This is a genomic window from Sulfitobacter sp. 1A13368 (genome assembly GCF_043557275.1).
GTDB lineage: Bacteria > Pseudomonadota > Alphaproteobacteria > Rhodobacterales > Rhodobacteraceae > Sulfitobacter > Sulfitobacter faviae.
The window spans coordinates 97679-112781 of the sequence record NZ_JBIFFR010000001.1 but is presented as its reverse complement, the minus strand read 5'-3'; the positions used below and the strand labels follow the sequence as shown (position 1 = coordinate 112781).

Genomic DNA, 15103 nt, shown 5'->3' with positions numbered 1-15103 from the left:
GGGTTGGCGACATAAGCTGCGTCAGGTGAGTTTCAGGCGGATTTGCGGCGGATGCCGATGCTGCGACCGGCCTGTGCTGGTTTGGGCAGATTGGCATGGCTGCGGCGCATCGCGTCAAGACGGGTCAGGATATCCTCCGGCATGGGCGCCACGCGCGGGCCGGACTGGTCCACATGCAGGGTCAGCCCCTCGGCGGTGGCGGCGAGCCAACCGTCGACGTGCCACAGCTCTTGAAAGCTGTGAAACCGCTTCTCGTCATGGTCGAGCAATTGGAAGGTGGTATAGACGCGGTCACCCTCATGCAGTTCGCGCAGGTAGCAGACGTGGAATTCAGCCACATAGGTGGTGCAACCCGTGCGTTGATACTCCGGCCCCAGACCGATTTCGCCATAGGCTTGGTCAACGCCCTGATCGAACAGGACGTTGTAATAGGCCATGTTCAAATGGCCATTGAAATCGATCCATTCGGGGAGAACCGTCATCTCGCCCGAACGGAAGGGGGCCGGGGTGTCGCTCATTGCTGGGCGAGCTTGCGCGACACGATTTCGTTGACGGCCTTGGGGTTGGCCTTGCCGCCCGTGGCCTTCATCACCTGACCGACGAACCAGCCCGCCAGCTTCGGGTTCTGCTGAGCCTTCTCGACCTGCGCGGGGTTGGCGGCGATGATCTCATCCACCGCCGTTTCAATGGCGCCGGTGTCGGTCACCTGCTTGAGGCCCTCGGTCTCCACGATCTCTTCCGGCTCGCGCCCGGTTGTATAGGCGATTTCAAAGACTTCCTTGGCGATCTTGCCGGAAATCGCATCCGAGGCGATCAGGTCAACAATGCTGCCCAATTGCGCCGGGGTGACGGGGCTTTCGGTGATGCCCTTGTCGTCTTTCTTGAGGCGGCCGAAAAGCTCGTTAATGACCCAGTTCGCGGCCATCTTGCCGTCGCGGCCTTTCGCCACGGCCTCGAAATAGCCCGCGCTGTCGAGATCGGCGGTCAGCACAGAGGCGTCATAGTCCGACAGGCCGAAGTCATTGATGAAACGGGATTTCTTTTCGTCCGGCAGTTCGGGCAGATTGGCTTTGATGTCGTCCACCCATGCCTGTTCGATCTCCAGCGGCAGCAGATCGGGGTCGGGGAAATAGCGGTAGTCATGCGCTTCTTCCTTGGAGCGCATCGAGCGTGTCTCCTGCTTGTCGGGGTCGAAGAGGCGGGTTTCCTGCACGACCTCGCCACCGGCCTCGACAATCGCGATCTGGCGTTTGGCTTCGACTTCGATGGCTTGCTGGATGAAGCGCATGGAGTTCATGTTCTTGATCTCGCAGCGGGTGCCCAGATGCGAGAAATCCTGCGTTTCCTGATATTTCTCGTATTGGCCCACACGGCAGACCGAGACGTTGACGTCCGCGCGCATCGCGCCCGACTGCATGTCGCCGTTACAGGTGCCCAAGTAGCGCATGATCTGGCGCAGCTTGGCGAGATAGGCGGCGGCTTCCTCGGGCCCGCGAATGTCGGGGCGGGAGACGATCTCCATCAGGCAGACGCCGGTGCGGTTCAGATCGACGAAGGACATGTTCGGGTCCATGTCATGGATCGACTTGCCCGCGTCCTGCTCCATGTGGATGCGCTCGATCCGCACCAAGCGCGCAGTGCCGTCGCCCAGTTCCACCAGCACTTCGCCTTCGCCGACGATCGGCTCATAGAGCTGGCTGATCTGATAGCCTTGCGGCAGGTCGGGGTAGAAGTAGTTCTTGCGGTCAAAGGCGGACTTGAGGTTGATCTCGGCCTTCAGGCCAAGCCCCGTGCGAACGGCCTGTTCGACGCAATATTCGTTGATCACCGGCAGCATGCCGGGCATGGCGGCATCGACGAAGGCGACATTGCTGTTGGGCTCGGCGCCGAATTTGGTGGACGCGCCAGAGAAGAGCTTGGCGTTCGACGCGACCTGCGCGTGGACCTCCATCCCGATGACCAGTTCCCAGTCATGTTTGGCACCGGCAATCACGCGCGGTTTCGGGGTGTCGTAACTCAGATCAAGCATCGCGGCCGCCTTCGGTCAATTGGAACTTGGCCGGTCATACTGGAGCGCACCACGCGCTTCAAGAGGCAGGCTTAGCCCGGCACAGCAATCTGGCGGCGGCCTTCGGTGAAAATAACCCGTTTGCCCGCTTCGATCTCGCGTTGAAACAGGCCGGTGATGATGCGCATGGCCTCGTCCCGGCCTGAGGCGGCGAAACGCCGGGCGGAGCGGACGCGCAGGTTGTTGTCAAAGCCGCGCGCGGCATGGGCCCAGAGCATCGGGTGCAGTTCCGTCATGTGGTCGCGCACGATCCAACGCGCGCAATCGGCGATCTCGGCCCGGACGGCCCCGGCGGCATCCGCTGTCTCTGCCGCCTGACCGATGGCGCTGGCGCAATAGGCGGCCAGCAGGTTGGCGGTATGCGGATCGGGGCGGCGGGCGAGGATGTCGTGCAGCCCTTCGATGAAAAACGGCACATCTAGGTTGGCACAGGCCTGCGCATCGCAGCTGATCGCGTCGAATTGCACCCAAGTGTAGCCGCCCGCGCCCCATGTCTCTTGGGTCCGCGCGGCGGTGCGGCGGGCCTCGAGTTCCAACTGGTCATATGAGCCATGCCACCGCGGCAGAAGGTGGTTGCCCATGGCCCGCATGGGGCGCGGGTTTGCGGGGTTCAGGTCGATGAGCCGGGCGTAGCGGTCTGCCACGGCGCGGGCGTCACCGCCGGTTCCCCCAAGCAGGGCACAGTGCGTCGCCGCGAGCAGGGGCGAGGCGGCTGTGTCCTTGTCGAATGGCGCGAGAATTTGCTCGGCGCGTTCAAAATGCGCGGCGAAGGCCGCATGGTTGCGGGCGGGCACGTCGCTGTCCCATCCCGTGCCGCGCCAGGCCCAGCCGATGTCCATATGCGCCTGCGCCACGATGGCGGCGATCATGGCGCTCCCGGCGTGGTCGGCCAGCACATGTTCCAGCGCTTCGATCCCGGCCATCAGGGGCGCGTCACTGGCCGGTTTTCCGTCGTAAAGCGCATGTTCCGCGGCGAGAATCACATCCGCCCGTGCGCCAAAGGCCATCAGCTCGGCCACCGGCATCGCACCCGGTGTCATCTCGCGGTTCTCGTCGGCCTCCTGCAAAAGCTCTGCCATCTCCTCCCAACGTTCTTGGCGCACCAGCCATTGCGCGCGGTACTGGTGACGGTCGCGCTGCATCTCTTCGGCGGTGGGGTCGGGGCAGGAAATGCGCAGCAGCGCGTCGCGCGGCGCACGGCGGCGCAGGAGCGGCATTTCCAGCGGCTCGAACTCGGGCGCTTGCGGTGCGGGCTTGGCAAAGAACCCTTGCAAGGCGGACGGGATCATATGCGAGAGTTTCTTCATCTGGGGCCGGTCCTGCCTGCTGTTTGTCGATGATTTAGGTTTGACCGGGCAATGGGGCGGAACCGTGTCCGGCGTGCGGAGCTTTCGGGAAAATTCTGCAGCGCGGTTGGGCAGGCGAAGGCGATCCTTCGCGACAATCCGGCGGCGCGGCGGGCGCTGTTTCCCGATCAGAGGAAATCTGCCGATCCCGCGCCGCTGCCGCGCTTGCCAAGCGCGTTTTGGGGCGGTCTTATGCGCGTCATGAAACCTGCCATGATCGCCCTCTTGCTCTGCGCCAGCCCCACCATGATTTGGGCCGAATTGCCCAAACAGCCCGCCCCGGTGGTGGAAGTGGATAATGTGGTGCAGACCGCCGCCACGTCTTTGTCCTTCCCCGATGAGGTCGAGGCCGAAGACGAACCGCCCGCACTTGAGACCGCGCCCTTCACCACAACGCTGCGCCCGCCCGCGCGTCCGGGCAACCTGCCGCGCACGCGCTGGCAGCATATGCGGGGGCATTCGCTTTGGACCCGCGCGGCGATCTCGGCGCTGAAATCCCACGGCAAGCCCTTGGTGGATATGGTGCCCGGTGATGTGGCGGAGTGGTGCCCGGCCTATCCCACGGCATCCGACAGTCAACGCCGCGCCTTTTGGGTCGGCTTCATGTCGGCGCTGGCCAAACATGAAAGCACCTATCGGTCTTGGGCCGTGGGCGGGGGTGGCCGCTGGTACGGTTTGTTGCAAATCCTGCCGGGCACCGCGCGGGGCTATAAATGCAATGTCGGCAGCGGTGATGCGCTCAAGAACGGCGCCGCGAACCTGAGTTGTGCCGTGCGCATCATGGCGACGACCGTGCCGCGCGATGGGGTGATCGCCGGAAACGGGCGGCGCGGCGTCGGGGCCGATTGGGGGCCGATGCGCAGCGCGTCCAAACGGGCGGATATGTCTCGCTGGCTCCGGCGGCAGTCCTATTGCAAACCGTTGAACGCGACTCGACCCCGCAGCCGTCCCTAGATTACTGGATCAGCGTGAAGTGATGCCGTTCCGTCGTGATGCCGCGCGCCTGAAGCGCGGCTTCCAATGCGCGGTGCGGTGGGGTGGCCTCGAAAGGCAGTTTGATCTTGCGCCCGGTGCGGAGAATGACCGTGGCGCGCACGGACATATCAAGCCGCGTATCAAGCCGAACCCGGTCGACCTGCGCCAGCGCGATTTTCGCATCCCGTTTGCCGGTGAACCACGACAGGCTGTGCTGGTCGAGCGTCAGGCCGCTCGCTGGATTGCTGAAGACCTCCCATAGCGCGGGCAGGGTAAAGAGCCCCAGCATCCCGATGATCCAGCCCGAGGCGTCGAGCCAGATCCACGCCGCCGCGAGGGCCAGCCAGATCACGGGCAACAGCAACAGGGCCGTTCGGCTGCGGGCATGGCGGCGGTAAGTGAAGGCCGCCATGCCCTCTGTTTGAGCAGGCGCGTCAGGCACCGCGAATGCGGCTGAGCATCTCGGAGGTGTCCCGGCTAAGATCGGGGCTGGCGAGGATGCGGTCGAGTTGGGTCTCGATCATCTCTTGCCGCGCCATGTCGTAGCGCCGCCATGTCTGGAAGGCCGAGCACATCCGCGCCGTGGTCTGCGGGTTGACCGGGTCTAGCTTGATCAGCCAGTCGGCCAGCAGGGCGTAGCCTTTGCCGCTCTCATGGTGGAACCCGGCGTGATGCATGGCAAGGCTGCCAAAGACCGCGCGGAAGCGGTTGGGGTTCTTCCAATTGAAATCGGCATGCTCGGTAAGCCTGCGCGCCACTTCGGCCGCCTCTTCCGGCGCGGCTTGGCTGACTTGCAGCCCGAACCATTTGTCCATCACCAGACGGTCATCCCGCCACTGCGCCTCGAAGGCAGCCAGCGCCTTGTCGCCTTGGCCCGCGCGCAGCAAGGCGGCGAGGGCGCTGAGCTGTTGGGTCATATTGTCGGCATCGTCGAACTGCGCTTGCGCGCGCGCTGGTCCCTCAACGCGGGTCAGCAGGGCAAGTGCTGCATTGGTCAAGGCGCGTTTGCCCGATTGTGCCGCATTGGGTTGATAGGGGGCGTCGACCCTGTGGCGGTCATTGAGATCACCCAGCAGTGCGGCAAACCGTTCGGCCATGGCATCCCGGGTGGCCTCCACCGCCTGATGGATCGCCGCCGGATCCGGCGTTTTGCCTGCGTCATGAAGGGTGCTGGCCAGATCAGCGTGGCTGGGCAGCCCCAGCATCAACGCGCGGTAGGCAGGCTCAAGCGTTTCATCCTCCAACACGGCCCGCAGGGCTTCGAGCCATGCGTCATCCGGCGCGCTGCCTTCGGTGATCACGGCCAGCAAGGATTGCCGCGCCAAGGTGCGCCCGGCCTCCCACCGGTTGAAAGGATCGCTGTCATGGGCGAGCAGCAGCAGGCGCTCTTCTTTCGAGAGGTCATGTGCAAGCACCACCGGGGCGGAGAAACCGCGCAGCACCGAGGCCACGGGGCGCGCATCCAACCCGTCGAAGGTAAAGCTCTGTTCGGCCTCGGTCATCTCCAACACGCGAGAGGGGGCCACTTCGGCCCCATCCGCGCCGATCAGCCCCACGGTGATGGGCAGAACCTGCGGTTTCGGCTCGGGCGTGGCGGTGCTGGGTGGGGTGTGCTGGGTGAAGGTCAGCGTGAAGATGCCTTTACCCGCATCCCAAGCCTCCACCACCGAGAGGCGCGGTGTGCCCGCCTGCGAATACCAGCGCTTGAACTGGGTCAGATCGCGGCCCGTGGTGTCTTCAAACACCTTCAGCCAATCTTCGATCGTCGCCGCATCGCCATCGTGACGCTCAAAATAGAGGTTCAGCGCCTTGGCATAGGCGTCATCGCCCACCAAGGTCTTGAGCATGCCGATCACCTCGGCGCCCTTCTCATAGACGGTGGCGGTGTAGAAGTTGTTGATCTCCTGAAAGCTTTCGGGCCGCACCGGATGGGCCAACGGGCCTTGATCCTCGGCGAACTGACGCCCGCGCAGGTCGATCACATCGCTGATGCGTTTTACCGCCGGAGAGCGCATGTCGGAGGTGAACTGGCTGTCGCGGTAGACGGTCAGCCCTTCTTTCAGGCAAAGCTGGAACCAATCCCGGCAGGTGATGCGGTTGCCCGTCCAGTTGTGGAAATACTCATGGGCGATGATCGCTTCGATCCGCTCGAAATTATCATCCGTCGAGGTCTCGGGCGAGGCGAGCACGGCGGCGGAGTTGAAGATGTTCAGCCCCTTGTTCTCCATCGCGCCCATGTTGAAATCATCCACCGCAACGATGTTGAAGATGTCGAGGTCGTATTCACGACCATAAACCTCTTCGTCCCATTTCATCGAGGCTTTGAGCGCCTCCATCCCAAAGGCGCATTTGCCTTCGTCGCCGGGGCGTACATAGAGGTTCAGATCGACCTCGCGGCCCGACATGGTGGTGAAACGGTCGGAATGGGCGACCAGATCGCCCGCCACCAGCGCGAAAAGATAGGCAGGCTTGGGCCATGGGTCATGCCACTCGGCATGGTTCTGCCCCTGCGCAACTGGATTGCCGTTGGACAACAGAACGGGATGCGGACCGTTGATGGTCACGGTGAAGACGCTCATCACATCGGGGCGGTCGGGGTAATAGGTGATCTTGCGAAAGCCTTCGGCCTCGCATTGAGTGCAATACATGCCGCCCGACATGTAAAGCCCTTCGAGGGCGGTGTTGCCCTTGGGGTCAATCTCAACCTCGGCCTCCCAGATGAAGGGGCCGTCGGGCACATCGCAGGTCAGACCGCGTTCCGTCACCTTCGGGGTGACCGGCTTGCCGTCAATCTGCGCGGAGATAAGCTTGAGTTGCTCGCCATGCAGGAAAAAGTCAGCCTCCTGCGCCGCCGGGTCGGGGCGAAAGGCGATGCGGCTTTTGACCCGCGTCTTATGGGGATCGAGGTCAAAGGTCAGGGCCACCTCATCCACCAGAAAGCCGAAGGGCTGGTAGTCACTGAGATAGATCGTTTGGGGGGTGGCGTCGCGCATTGGGCCTCCAGTCGCGGGAACGTAATTGGTCTGGGAAATGTTATGTCTCCAGAAGGCGGCCTGCAAGCCGAGCTGCCCCAACTTCGAGCAATGAGGTGTATCCATGTCCGCCCCCGACACCGATACCGAAACGCAGAAGAAACGTCACCGTCCCGCTTTGATCGGTATCAAAACCGCGATCATCGCAGGGGCGCTCTTGATGATTGCCGGGATCGTCTACGCGGTGTTGCAGGCCACCGACCCCTCGCCGGAAGGTGAGGTTCAGCCCGTCGATGGCCCGGCGGACGCCGAGCCGGTGATCGCCACCCCGGAGCCGGTTGCCGACTAGCGCCTGCCTGCCCGCGCTTGCGCCGCTTTGCCTTTCTGCTAGACCTTTCACAAAGGTATCCAGCGCGGGAGAGGGCGGAGAATGACGGGTAGAATTGACAAGAACGGTTTGCAGGTAGAGCCCGCGCTGGTCGACTTCATCGAAGGATCGGCGCTGCCGGGCACCGGTGTGGACGCGGATGTCTTCTGGGCGGGGCTGTCGGACCTAGTGCATGACCTCGGGCCGAAGAACCGTGCGCTTCTTGAAAAACGGGCCGAAATTCAGGCCAAGATCGACGACTGGCACCGCGCGCGCGCAGGCCAGCCCCATGACGCGGAAAGCTACACCGCCTTCCTGCGCGAGATTGGCTATCTTCTGCCCGAAAGGCCGGCGTTCCAGATCGAAACGCAGAATGTAGACCCCGAAATCGCGCAGGTGCCCGGGCCGCAGCTTGTGGTCCCGATCACCAACGCACGCTTCGCGCTTAACGCTGCCAATGCGCGCTGGGGCAGCCTCTACGACGCTTTCTATGGCACCGATGCGCTGGGCGACTTGCCGACGGGCAAGGGCTATGACGCCGCGCGCGGCGCGCGGGTGGTGGCACAGGCAAAAGCCTTTTTGGACGAGGCCGTGCCGCTTTCGGCGGGCAGCCATGCGGATTTGGCCGGATATCGCGTTGTGGACAGGCACCTAGAAGCTGTGATGGCACAGGATGCCGCGCCCTGTGGCTTGGCCGATCCGGCGCAGTTTGCGGGCTACCAAGGCGCGGCGGAGGCGCCCGACGCGGTGCTCTTGCGCAACAACGGGTTGCATATTGAGATCAAGATCGACCCCGACCATGCCATTGGCAAGGACGACCCCGCCAGCGTTGCGGATGTGATCATCGAATCCGCGCTTTCCACCATCATGGATTGCGAAGACAGCGTCGCGGCGGTGGATGCCGAAGACAAAGTGCTGGCCTATGGCAACTGGCTGGGGCTGATGAAAGGGGACCTTGCCGAGACCTTTGAAAAAGGCGGCCAGACCGTCACCCGCCGCATGGCCGAGGACCGTCGCTATACCGCGCCCGATGGTTCAGGTGAGATCACGTTGAAAGGCCGCTCGCTAATGCTGGTGCGCAATGTCGGCCATCTGATGACCAACCCCGCCGTGCTCGACCGTGAGGGGCGCGAGATTGGCGAAGGGCTGATGGATGCCATGGTGACCACGCTGATCGCCATTCATGACCTCAAACGCGCGGGCGGCAACTCGGTCACCGGCAGCGTCTATGTGGTGAAGCCCAAGATGCACGGGCCCGAGGAAGTGGCCTTTGCCGATGAGATTTTTACCCATGTGGAAAAGACACTCGGCCTGCCGCAATATACCGTAAAGCTCGGCATCATGGACGAAGAGCGCCGCACCAGCGCCAACCTCATGGAATGTATCCGCGCCGCGAAACACCGCGTGGCCTTTATCAATACCGGTTTCCTCGACCGCACGGGGGACGAGATCCATACCAGTATGGAAGCCGGTCCGATGGTGCCCAAGGGCGAGATGAAGAACAGCGCTTGGATCGCCGCCTATGAGGATCGCAACGTCGATATCGGCCTCGCCTGCGGATTGCAGGGCCGGGCGCAGATTGGCAAGGGCATGTGGGCCATGCCCGACCGTATGGCCGAGATGCTGGAGGCCAAGATCGGCCATCCCCAATCCGGGGCCAATTGCGCATGGGTGCCATCGCCCACCGCGGCTACCCTGCACGCCACCCATTACCACAAGGTTAACGTCTTGGCGCGGCAGGAGGAGATTAAAGAGGGCGGCGCACGCGCCACGCTTGACGCGCTGCTGACCATCCCGGTGATGGAGGGCCGCAACCTCAGCACCGAGGAAATCACCCGCGAGATCGAGAACAACGCGCAGGGCATTCTGGGCTATGTCGTCCGCTGGATTGATCAGGGGGTCGGCTGCTCCAAAGTGCCGGACATCAACGATGTGGGCCTGATGGAAGACCGCGCGACCTGCCGCATCTCGGCCCAAGCGCTGGCGAATTGGCTGCATCACGGCGTCATCAGCCGCGAGGAAGTCGAGGCCGCGCTTAAAAAAATGGCAGCCGTGGTTGACCGTCAAAACGCCGACGATCCCAGCTATCGCCCCATGGCGCCGGGCTTTGACGGGGCGGCCTTTCAGGCGGCCTGCGATCTGGTGCTGAAGGGGCGCGAACAGCCCTCGGGCTATACCGAACCAGTGCTGCACGCGCGCCGGTTGGAGCTGAAGGCGCAGAGCTGAGGTTGAGACCACGGCGCGAAGCGCCTATGTTCGGGCCATGGTGAATAAGAGGTAACTCATGGCCCGACCCGTCGTTGGTATCATTGGCAATTCCTACCTGCTGAACGATCAATACCCCGTCCACGCAGGCGGGCAGATGAACACCGAAGCGATTGCCGAGGTTTCGCGCTGTCTGCCGCTCATCGTGCCGAGCGATCCGCGCTTTGTCTCGGTCGAGGAATTGCTGGAGGTCTGCGACGGTTTCCTGCTGACCGGCGGGCGCCCCAATGTGCATCCCGAAGAATATGGTGAGCCTGAGACGGAGGCCCATGGTGCCTTCGACCGCGCGCGCGACGCGGTGGCGCTGGCGCTGGTGCGGGCCTGTGTGGCGCGGGGCCAACCCTTTCTTGGCCTCTGCCGCGGGTTTCAGGAGGTGAACGTCGCCATGGGTGGGTCGCTCTATCCTGAGATTCGCGATCTGCCGGGGCGAATGAACCACCGGATGCCCCCCGATGGCACCATCGAAGAGAAATTTGAACTGCGCCATGACGTGAGCTTTACCGAATGCGGCGTGTTCCACCGTGTGATGGGCGCGTCCAAGGTGCTGACCAACACGCTGCACGGGCAGGGGATCAAGGAACCCGGCCCGCGCGTGGTGATCGACGGCCAAGCGGATGATGGCACGCCCGAGGCGATCTATATCAAAGACGCGCCGGGCTTTACCCTCGCCGTGCAATGGCATCCCGAGTGGAACGCGGCCAATGACCCCGTTTCGCGCCCGCTGTTCGAACATTTCGGCGCGGCGGTGCGGGCTTGGGCGGCAGATGGATCGGCCATGCCGGTGATGACCGCCGCGCAGTAAGGCGGGGCGCAGGGCGCGCGCGTTGCACTCTCGATAAACGCGCGCCGCGCTTCTCGGGGCGCGGCAGCCTGCATCGCGACGCAGTCGTTCTGTCGATCCCCCGCGACCCCGATCGCGCCGCTAACGGGTGCCTTGCCTCGACGCCTTTCAACTGTGCAGCCCGCTCAATGGCGCAACAGCTGGGGCCGCGTGGTTCAGCGGCGTTACATCATCATCCAAAACCGCGTCCTCCTCTAGCGGCCCCGCTTTCGCGCCCTGAGGCGCTGCCGGACGTGAACAGGCGCGGCGATAGGAGCTGTAAGGCCAAGCCTCAGGACGGTCACAATAGCCTGCATGCACGGGGCTGAGGTGCACCAAGCTGCAATGCCGTTCAAAATCCGCGGGGTCGCGGATCCGATGCTCCCAGAATCGCCGCTGCCAAATCCCTTTCTCGCCCCGTTTGATCTGCCGCAGACTGCGATGCGGGGCCGGGGGGAGATGGCGGGAAAACCGCCCCTTCCACATGCCGATCCGATTGCCGTAATCGGTGTCGTCGGGCGGCAGGGTCCAGACCGTATGGAGCACATCCGGCAAGATGGCGATGGCATCGATCCGGAACGGTTTACGCGCCAAAGTCTCACGCATCGCTTGGCGTAGGGCCGTGATATGCCGCAGCAGCGCATCATCATCGCGCCGCGCGAGGCGCAGGGTAAAGAAATAGCTGTTCGGGCCATAGGATGGAAGGCTGTCTCTCATGGCCCTGAGCTTGGCCCAGCTTGGTTAAAGCAACCTTAACGCCGCTACATTTGCCCGCCAGCGATCTCGATCGACTGGCCGTTGACGCTTTCGGAGCCTTCGCCGACCAGCCATGCCGCCGCAGCGGCCACTTCCGAGGGGGCGATCAGGCGTTTGTGGCGGTTGGCGTTGACCATGACATCGCGGGCCTTTTCCTCGGACAGCCCGGCGCGTTTGGAGATCGCTTGCGTGTTGCGCGCGATGATCTCGGTATCGACGTAACCGGGGCAGAGCGCGTTGAAGGTAAAGGGTTGGCCCATGTAATCTTCGCTGAGCGAGCGGATCAGCCCGATCATCCCGTGTTTCGAGGCCGAGTAGCAAGCCGCCCCCGGCAGGCCGCGCAGCCCGGCCATGGAGGAAACGGCGATGACCCGGCCCCAATCGGTCTGGCGCATGGATTTCAGGCTCTCGCGGATGGTGAGAAAGGCCCCGTCGAGATTGGTCGCCATCATGTCGCGCCAAAAATCGAGGTCGGTTTTATGCAGTGACCGGCCTTCGGCCACGCCCGCATTGGCCAGGCAGATTTGCACCGGGCCATTTGCCTCGACCGCGCGGGCGATGGTGTCGGTGACCTGCGCCTCGTCGCGCACGTCCATCGCCATGCCGCTGATGCCATTGCCCGACACGGCGTCGAGCACCTCCTGCCGCCGCCCGGTGATGGTGACCTTCGCGCCCTTGGCGGCCAAGTCCTGCGCGATGGCCAGCCCGATGCCTGTGCCGCCGCCGGTGATGAATGCGTGTTTGTCTTTCAGCGTCATAAAGCCTCCCCTTTGCGGGCAGGGTGGCGCGGAGGGGGCGGCAGTACAATAGGCAGCTTGTCATGACGGGGCGTTATGTGCGGGGCGGCTGGCACGGCGATAGGCCAAATCTTGCCGCCCGCCGATCACATTTGCGGAAGCCTTACGCCTGACTATTGCAGCGCTCGCCGCCTTGGCGCACTGGTCGGATGGGTAACCTGATGACAGGGCCTTGCCAGAACCATTGGAGCAGTAATATGAAACACATAGAATTTTCAGTTCTCGCCCTTTCCGCAGCCCTCGCTTTTGGGGCAACCACAGCGCAGGCGGTCGAAGTGACGGGCGGATCGGTCGGGCTTTCCTATTCCGCATTCGCGGACGACACCGATTTCAGCCGGCTTGGCATTGATGGGTCGGTAGAGCTTGGCTTTAACCGCAACCTTAGCTTGCAGTTCGACGCCGGTTACAGCGACTTCGACTTTGTCGATGAAGACAGCCATTTGCTGGGCCTGCACGGCATTTACCACTGGGATGAAGCAACCTCTTTCGGGGCCTTCTACACCCGGGAGGAAGCCTTGGGCGGAGATGCGGATATCTTGGGTCTCGAAGCAGGCTATGAAATGCTGGATTGGGACTTCGAAGGCTATCTGGCCCATGTCGATACCGATGCAGGCGACGGCACGCTTGGCGGTATCAAGGCGCGTTATGCGCTGGCCGAAGGCTTTGGCATCAGCGGCTCCTATGATCGGCTAGGCAGCGATGGAGACGACCTGTCGCGTTTTGCCATGCGGCTCGATCGTGAGGTTTCCCCGACCACCAATCTGTTCTTGGAAGTCGGGTCTGCTAAGGTGGACGTGGGCAGCATCAGCGAGTCCGAGCCCTTCGTCGGTCTGGGCGGTGAGATCAACTTCGGCGCGGATCGTGGCACCACCTTCGACCAGCGCGGCTTGGCGCGTCTGATCCCCGGTCTTTGATCGCGACTTAGCCGTCGTTTGACACTTCGGCATGGCCCTCGGGCCATGCTACTGGCGCGGGGTGGAACGGCTGTTCTATCTCTGCGCCGAAAACAGCAAACCGTTCTTCCGATGTCGCGGTGCAGCAATTTTGCACCGTTTCACCCCGCGGTTTGCTTGTACTATTGCTGCGCGCGCGCTATCGCTCTGACTAACAAAGTTGCGCCAGAGCGGCGCGACGGGCCAGCAAAGGGGGACTCTTGGTTTGAAGATCGGGACACCAAAAGAAATATTTGAGGGCGAGAACCGGGTCGCGATGACCCCGGAAAGCGCGCTGCAACTGCAAAAGCTCGGGCATAGCTGCGTCATCGAGACGGGCGCCGGGGCGGCTGCGGGCTTTGACGATGCCGCCTATGAAGCCGCGGATGTCGAGGTGGTGCAATCCGCCGCCGCGCTTTACGAGGCCGCCGATGTGGTCGCCAAGGTGCGCCCGCCCTCTGAGGATGAGGTAAAGCACCTGCGCGCAGGCCAGACGCTGATCTCCATGTTCAACCCCGCCGGCAATACCGAGCTGATGGAGGCCGCCGCCCAGAAGGGCGCGACCGTCATGGCGATGGACATGGTCCCGCGCATCAGCCGTGCACAGAAGATGGACGCGCTTTCGTCCATGGCGAACATCGCGGGCTACCGCGCGGTGATCGAGGCGGGCAACAACTTCGGTCGTTTCTTCACCGGTCAGATCACCGCGGCGGGCAAGGTGCCCCCGGCCAAGGTGCTGGTCGTCGGCGCGGGCGTCGCGGGCCTTGCCGCCATCGGCACGTCAACCTCGCTCGGTGCGATCACGCTGGCCTTCGACGTGCGCCCCGAAGTGGCCGAACAGGTCGAATCGATGGGCGCCGAGTTCGTCTATCTCGACTTCGAGGAAGAGCAGCAGGATGGCTCCGCCTCGGGCGGCTATGCCTCTGTTTCCTCTCCCGAATTCCGTGAAGCACAGCTCGCCAAGTTCCGCGAGTTGGCGCCGGATGTGGACATCGTCATCACCACGGCGCTGATCCCCAACCGCGAGGCGCCGGAGCTTTGGACCGAGGACATGGTGCAGGCGATGAAGCCCGGCTCCGTGATCGTGGACCTTGCCGCCGAGAAGGGCGGCAACTGCAAGCTCACCAAGATGGACGAGAAGATCGTCACCGAGAATGGCGTGACCATCATCGGCTATACCGACTTCCCCTCGCGCATGGCGACGCAGGCCTCGACGCTTTACGCCACCAACATCCGTCACCTGATGGCGGACCTCACGCCCGAGAAGGACGGGGTCATCAACCACGACATGGAAGATGATGTCATCCGCGGTGCCACCATCACCCACGAGAAGGAAGTGACCTTCCCGCCGCCACCGCCCAAGGTCGCGGCCATCGCGGCGGCGCCGAAGAAGGAAAAGCCGAAGGAAAAGACGCCCGAGGAAAAGCACGCCGAGGAACTGGCGGCCTTCAAGCAGCAGACCAAGAACCAGGTCACGCTGCTGGCCGTGGGTGCGGCACTGCTGCTGGGTGTGGGCCTCGTGGCCCCCGCCAGCTTCATGCAGCACTTCATCGTCTTCGTTCTGGCGGTCTTCGTCGGTTTCCAAGTCATCTGGGGCGTGGCGCACAGCCTGCACACGCCGCTGATGGCGGTGACCAACGCGATCTCCTCGATCATCATTCTGGGCGCGCTGATGCAGATCGGCTCAGGCTCTTGGCTGGTGATCCTACTTGCTGCCCTGTCGGTCTTCATGTGTGGGATCAACATTTTCGGCGGCTTCCTCGTAACACGGCGCATGCTCGCCATGTTCCAGAAATCCTGAAGGA

The 15103-nt window shown here is 63.3% G+C and carries 13 protein-coding genes; 6 read left to right on the top strand and 7 right to left on the bottom strand.

Annotation, left to right across the window (positions count from 1 at the left end; genetic code table 11):
- Positions 1 to 32: 32 nt before the first annotated feature.
- From ACGYK4_RS00565 to ACGYK4_RS00555, 3 genes are all read right to left on the bottom strand, one after another.
- Entirely contained in the window at positions 33 to 518 is a 486-nt protein-coding gene (locus ACGYK4_RS00565) for a thioesterase family protein (RefSeq protein WP_394454700.1), read from the bottom strand.
- Positions 515 to 2029: an Asp-tRNA(Asn)/Glu-tRNA(Gln) amidotransferase subunit GatB gene (gene gatB / locus ACGYK4_RS00560; protein ID WP_168612013.1), complete on the bottom strand. Its 1515-nt coding sequence runs from the start codon at positions 2027 to 2029 to the stop codon at positions 515 to 517. The genes ACGYK4_RS00565 and gatB overlap by 4 nt, the downstream gene beginning before the upstream one ends.
- A gap of 71 nt (positions 2030 to 2100) precedes the next feature.
- Positions 2101 to 3375 carry a hypothetical protein gene (locus tag ACGYK4_RS00555; RefSeq protein ID WP_394454699.1) on the bottom strand — a complete coding sequence of 425 codons (1275 nt, stop codon included), beginning with the start codon at positions 3373 to 3375 and terminating at the stop codon, positions 2101 to 2103.
- A 252-nt stretch (positions 3376 to 3627) separates the two neighbouring features.
- On the opposite strand from ACGYK4_RS00555, the gene ACGYK4_RS00550 reads away from it, so the two are divergent.
- On the top strand, positions 3628 to 4368 hold the full coding sequence (locus tag ACGYK4_RS00550; protein WP_322327975.1) for a transglycosylase SLT domain-containing protein: 741 nt from the start codon (positions 3628 to 3630) through the stop codon (positions 4366 to 4368).
- A gap of 1 nt (position 4369) precedes the next feature.
- Here ACGYK4_RS00550 and ACGYK4_RS00545 read toward each other — a convergent pair whose 3' ends face one another.
- Positions 4370 to 4801 carry a hypothetical protein gene (locus ACGYK4_RS00545; RefSeq protein ID WP_394454698.1) on the bottom strand — a complete coding sequence of 144 codons (432 nt, stop codon included), beginning with the start codon at positions 4799 to 4801 and terminating at the stop codon, positions 4370 to 4372.
- A 22-nt stretch (positions 4802 to 4823) separates the two neighbouring features.
- Entirely contained in the window at positions 4824 to 7382 is a 2559-nt protein-coding gene (gene pepN, locus ACGYK4_RS00540) for an aminopeptidase N (RefSeq protein WP_394454697.1), read from the bottom strand.
- A 103-nt stretch (positions 7383 to 7485) separates the two neighbouring features.
- On the opposite strand from pepN, the gene ACGYK4_RS00535 reads away from it, so the two are divergent.
- The 3 genes from ACGYK4_RS00535 (at position 7486) to ACGYK4_RS00525 (ending at position 10795) form a co-directional block, all read left to right on the top strand.
- On the top strand, positions 7486 to 7710 hold the full coding sequence (locus tag ACGYK4_RS00535) for a hypothetical protein (protein WP_168612016.1): 225 nt from the start codon (positions 7486 to 7488) through the stop codon (positions 7708 to 7710).
- An 81-nt stretch (positions 7711 to 7791) separates the two neighbouring features.
- Positions 7792 to 9954, top strand: coding sequence for a malate synthase G (locus tag ACGYK4_RS00530; protein ID WP_394454696.1), 2163 nt, complete (start codon positions 7792 to 7794; stop codon positions 9952 to 9954).
- 58 nt (positions 9955 to 10012) lie between these two features.
- Positions 10013 to 10795, top strand: a complete 783-nt coding sequence (locus ACGYK4_RS00525; RefSeq protein ID WP_394454695.1) for a gamma-glutamyl-gamma-aminobutyrate hydrolase family protein — start codon at positions 10013 to 10015, stop codon at positions 10793 to 10795.
- Between the two features lie 147 nt (positions 10796 to 10942).
- Here ACGYK4_RS00525 and ACGYK4_RS00520 read toward each other — a convergent pair whose 3' ends face one another.
- Together ACGYK4_RS00520 and ACGYK4_RS00515 are read right to left on the bottom strand one after the other, a co-directional pair.
- Entirely contained in the window at positions 10943 to 11530 is a 588-nt protein-coding gene (locus ACGYK4_RS00520; protein WP_394454694.1) for an REP-associated tyrosine transposase, read from the bottom strand.
- 44 nt (positions 11531 to 11574) lie between these two features.
- Positions 11575 to 12327 (bottom strand): SDR family NAD(P)-dependent oxidoreductase, encoded by a 753-nt coding sequence (locus tag ACGYK4_RS00515; RefSeq protein WP_394433122.1) that lies wholly within the window; start codon positions 12325 to 12327, stop codon positions 11575 to 11577.
- Positions 12328 to 12563: 236 nt separating this feature from the next.
- Here ACGYK4_RS00515 and ACGYK4_RS00510 point away from each other — a divergent pair, with 236 nt between their 5' ends.
- Both ACGYK4_RS00510 and ACGYK4_RS00505 read left to right on the top strand, forming a co-directional pair.
- Positions 12564 to 13280 carry a hypothetical protein gene (locus ACGYK4_RS00510; RefSeq protein ID WP_394433124.1) on the top strand — a complete coding sequence of 239 codons (717 nt, stop codon included), beginning with the start codon at positions 12564 to 12566 and terminating at the stop codon, positions 13278 to 13280.
- A 244-nt stretch (positions 13281 to 13524) separates the two neighbouring features.
- Positions 13525 to 15099, top strand: a complete 1575-nt coding sequence (locus ACGYK4_RS00505) for a Re/Si-specific NAD(P)(+) transhydrogenase subunit alpha (protein ID WP_394454693.1) — start codon at positions 13525 to 13527, stop codon at positions 15097 to 15099.
- The last annotated feature ends 4 nt before the right edge of the window (positions 15100 to 15103 follow it).

Bases quoted from the DNA above. Each gene is read 5' to 3' on its own strand.
- ACGYK4_RS00525 (WP_394454695.1), top strand. From the start codon at position 10,013: ATGGCCCGACCCGTCGTTGGTATCATTGGCAATTCCTACCTGCTGAAC.
- ACGYK4_RS00530 (WP_394454696.1), top strand. From the start codon at position 7,792: ATGACGGGTAGAATTGACAAGAACGGTTTGCAGGTAGAGCCCGCGCTG.
- ACGYK4_RS00535 (WP_168612016.1), top strand. From the start codon at position 7,486: ATGTCCGCCCCCGACACCGATACCGAAACGCAGAAGAAACGTCACCGT.
- ACGYK4_RS00565 (WP_394454700.1), bottom strand. From the start codon at position 518: ATGAGCGACACCCCGGCCCCCTTCCGTTCGGGCGAGATGACGGTTCTC.
- ACGYK4_RS00550 (WP_322327975.1), top strand. From the start codon at position 3,628: ATGATCGCCCTCTTGCTCTGCGCCAGCCCCACCATGATTTGGGCCGAA.
- pepN (WP_394454697.1), bottom strand. From the start codon at position 7,382: ATGCGCGACGCCACCCCCCAAACGATCTATCTCAGTGACTACCAGCCC.
- ACGYK4_RS00515 (WP_394433122.1), bottom strand. From the start codon at position 12,327: ATGACGCTGAAAGACAAACACGCATTCATCACCGGCGGCGGCACAGGC.
- gatB (WP_168612013.1), bottom strand. From the start codon at position 2,029: ATGCTTGATCTGAGTTACGACACCCCGAAACCGCGCGTGATTGCCGGT.
- ACGYK4_RS00520 (WP_394454694.1), bottom strand. From the start codon at position 11,530: ATGAGAGACAGCCTTCCATCCTATGGCCCGAACAGCTATTTCTTTACC.
- ACGYK4_RS00555 (WP_394454699.1), bottom strand. From the start codon at position 3,375: ATGAAGAAACTCTCGCATATGATCCCGTCCGCCTTGCAAGGGTTCTTT.
- ACGYK4_RS00510 (WP_394433124.1), top strand. From the start codon at position 12,564: ATGAAACACATAGAATTTTCAGTTCTCGCCCTTTCCGCAGCCCTCGCT.
- ACGYK4_RS00545 (WP_394454698.1), bottom strand. From the start codon at position 4,801: ATGGCGGCCTTCACTTACCGCCGCCATGCCCGCAGCCGAACGGCCCTG.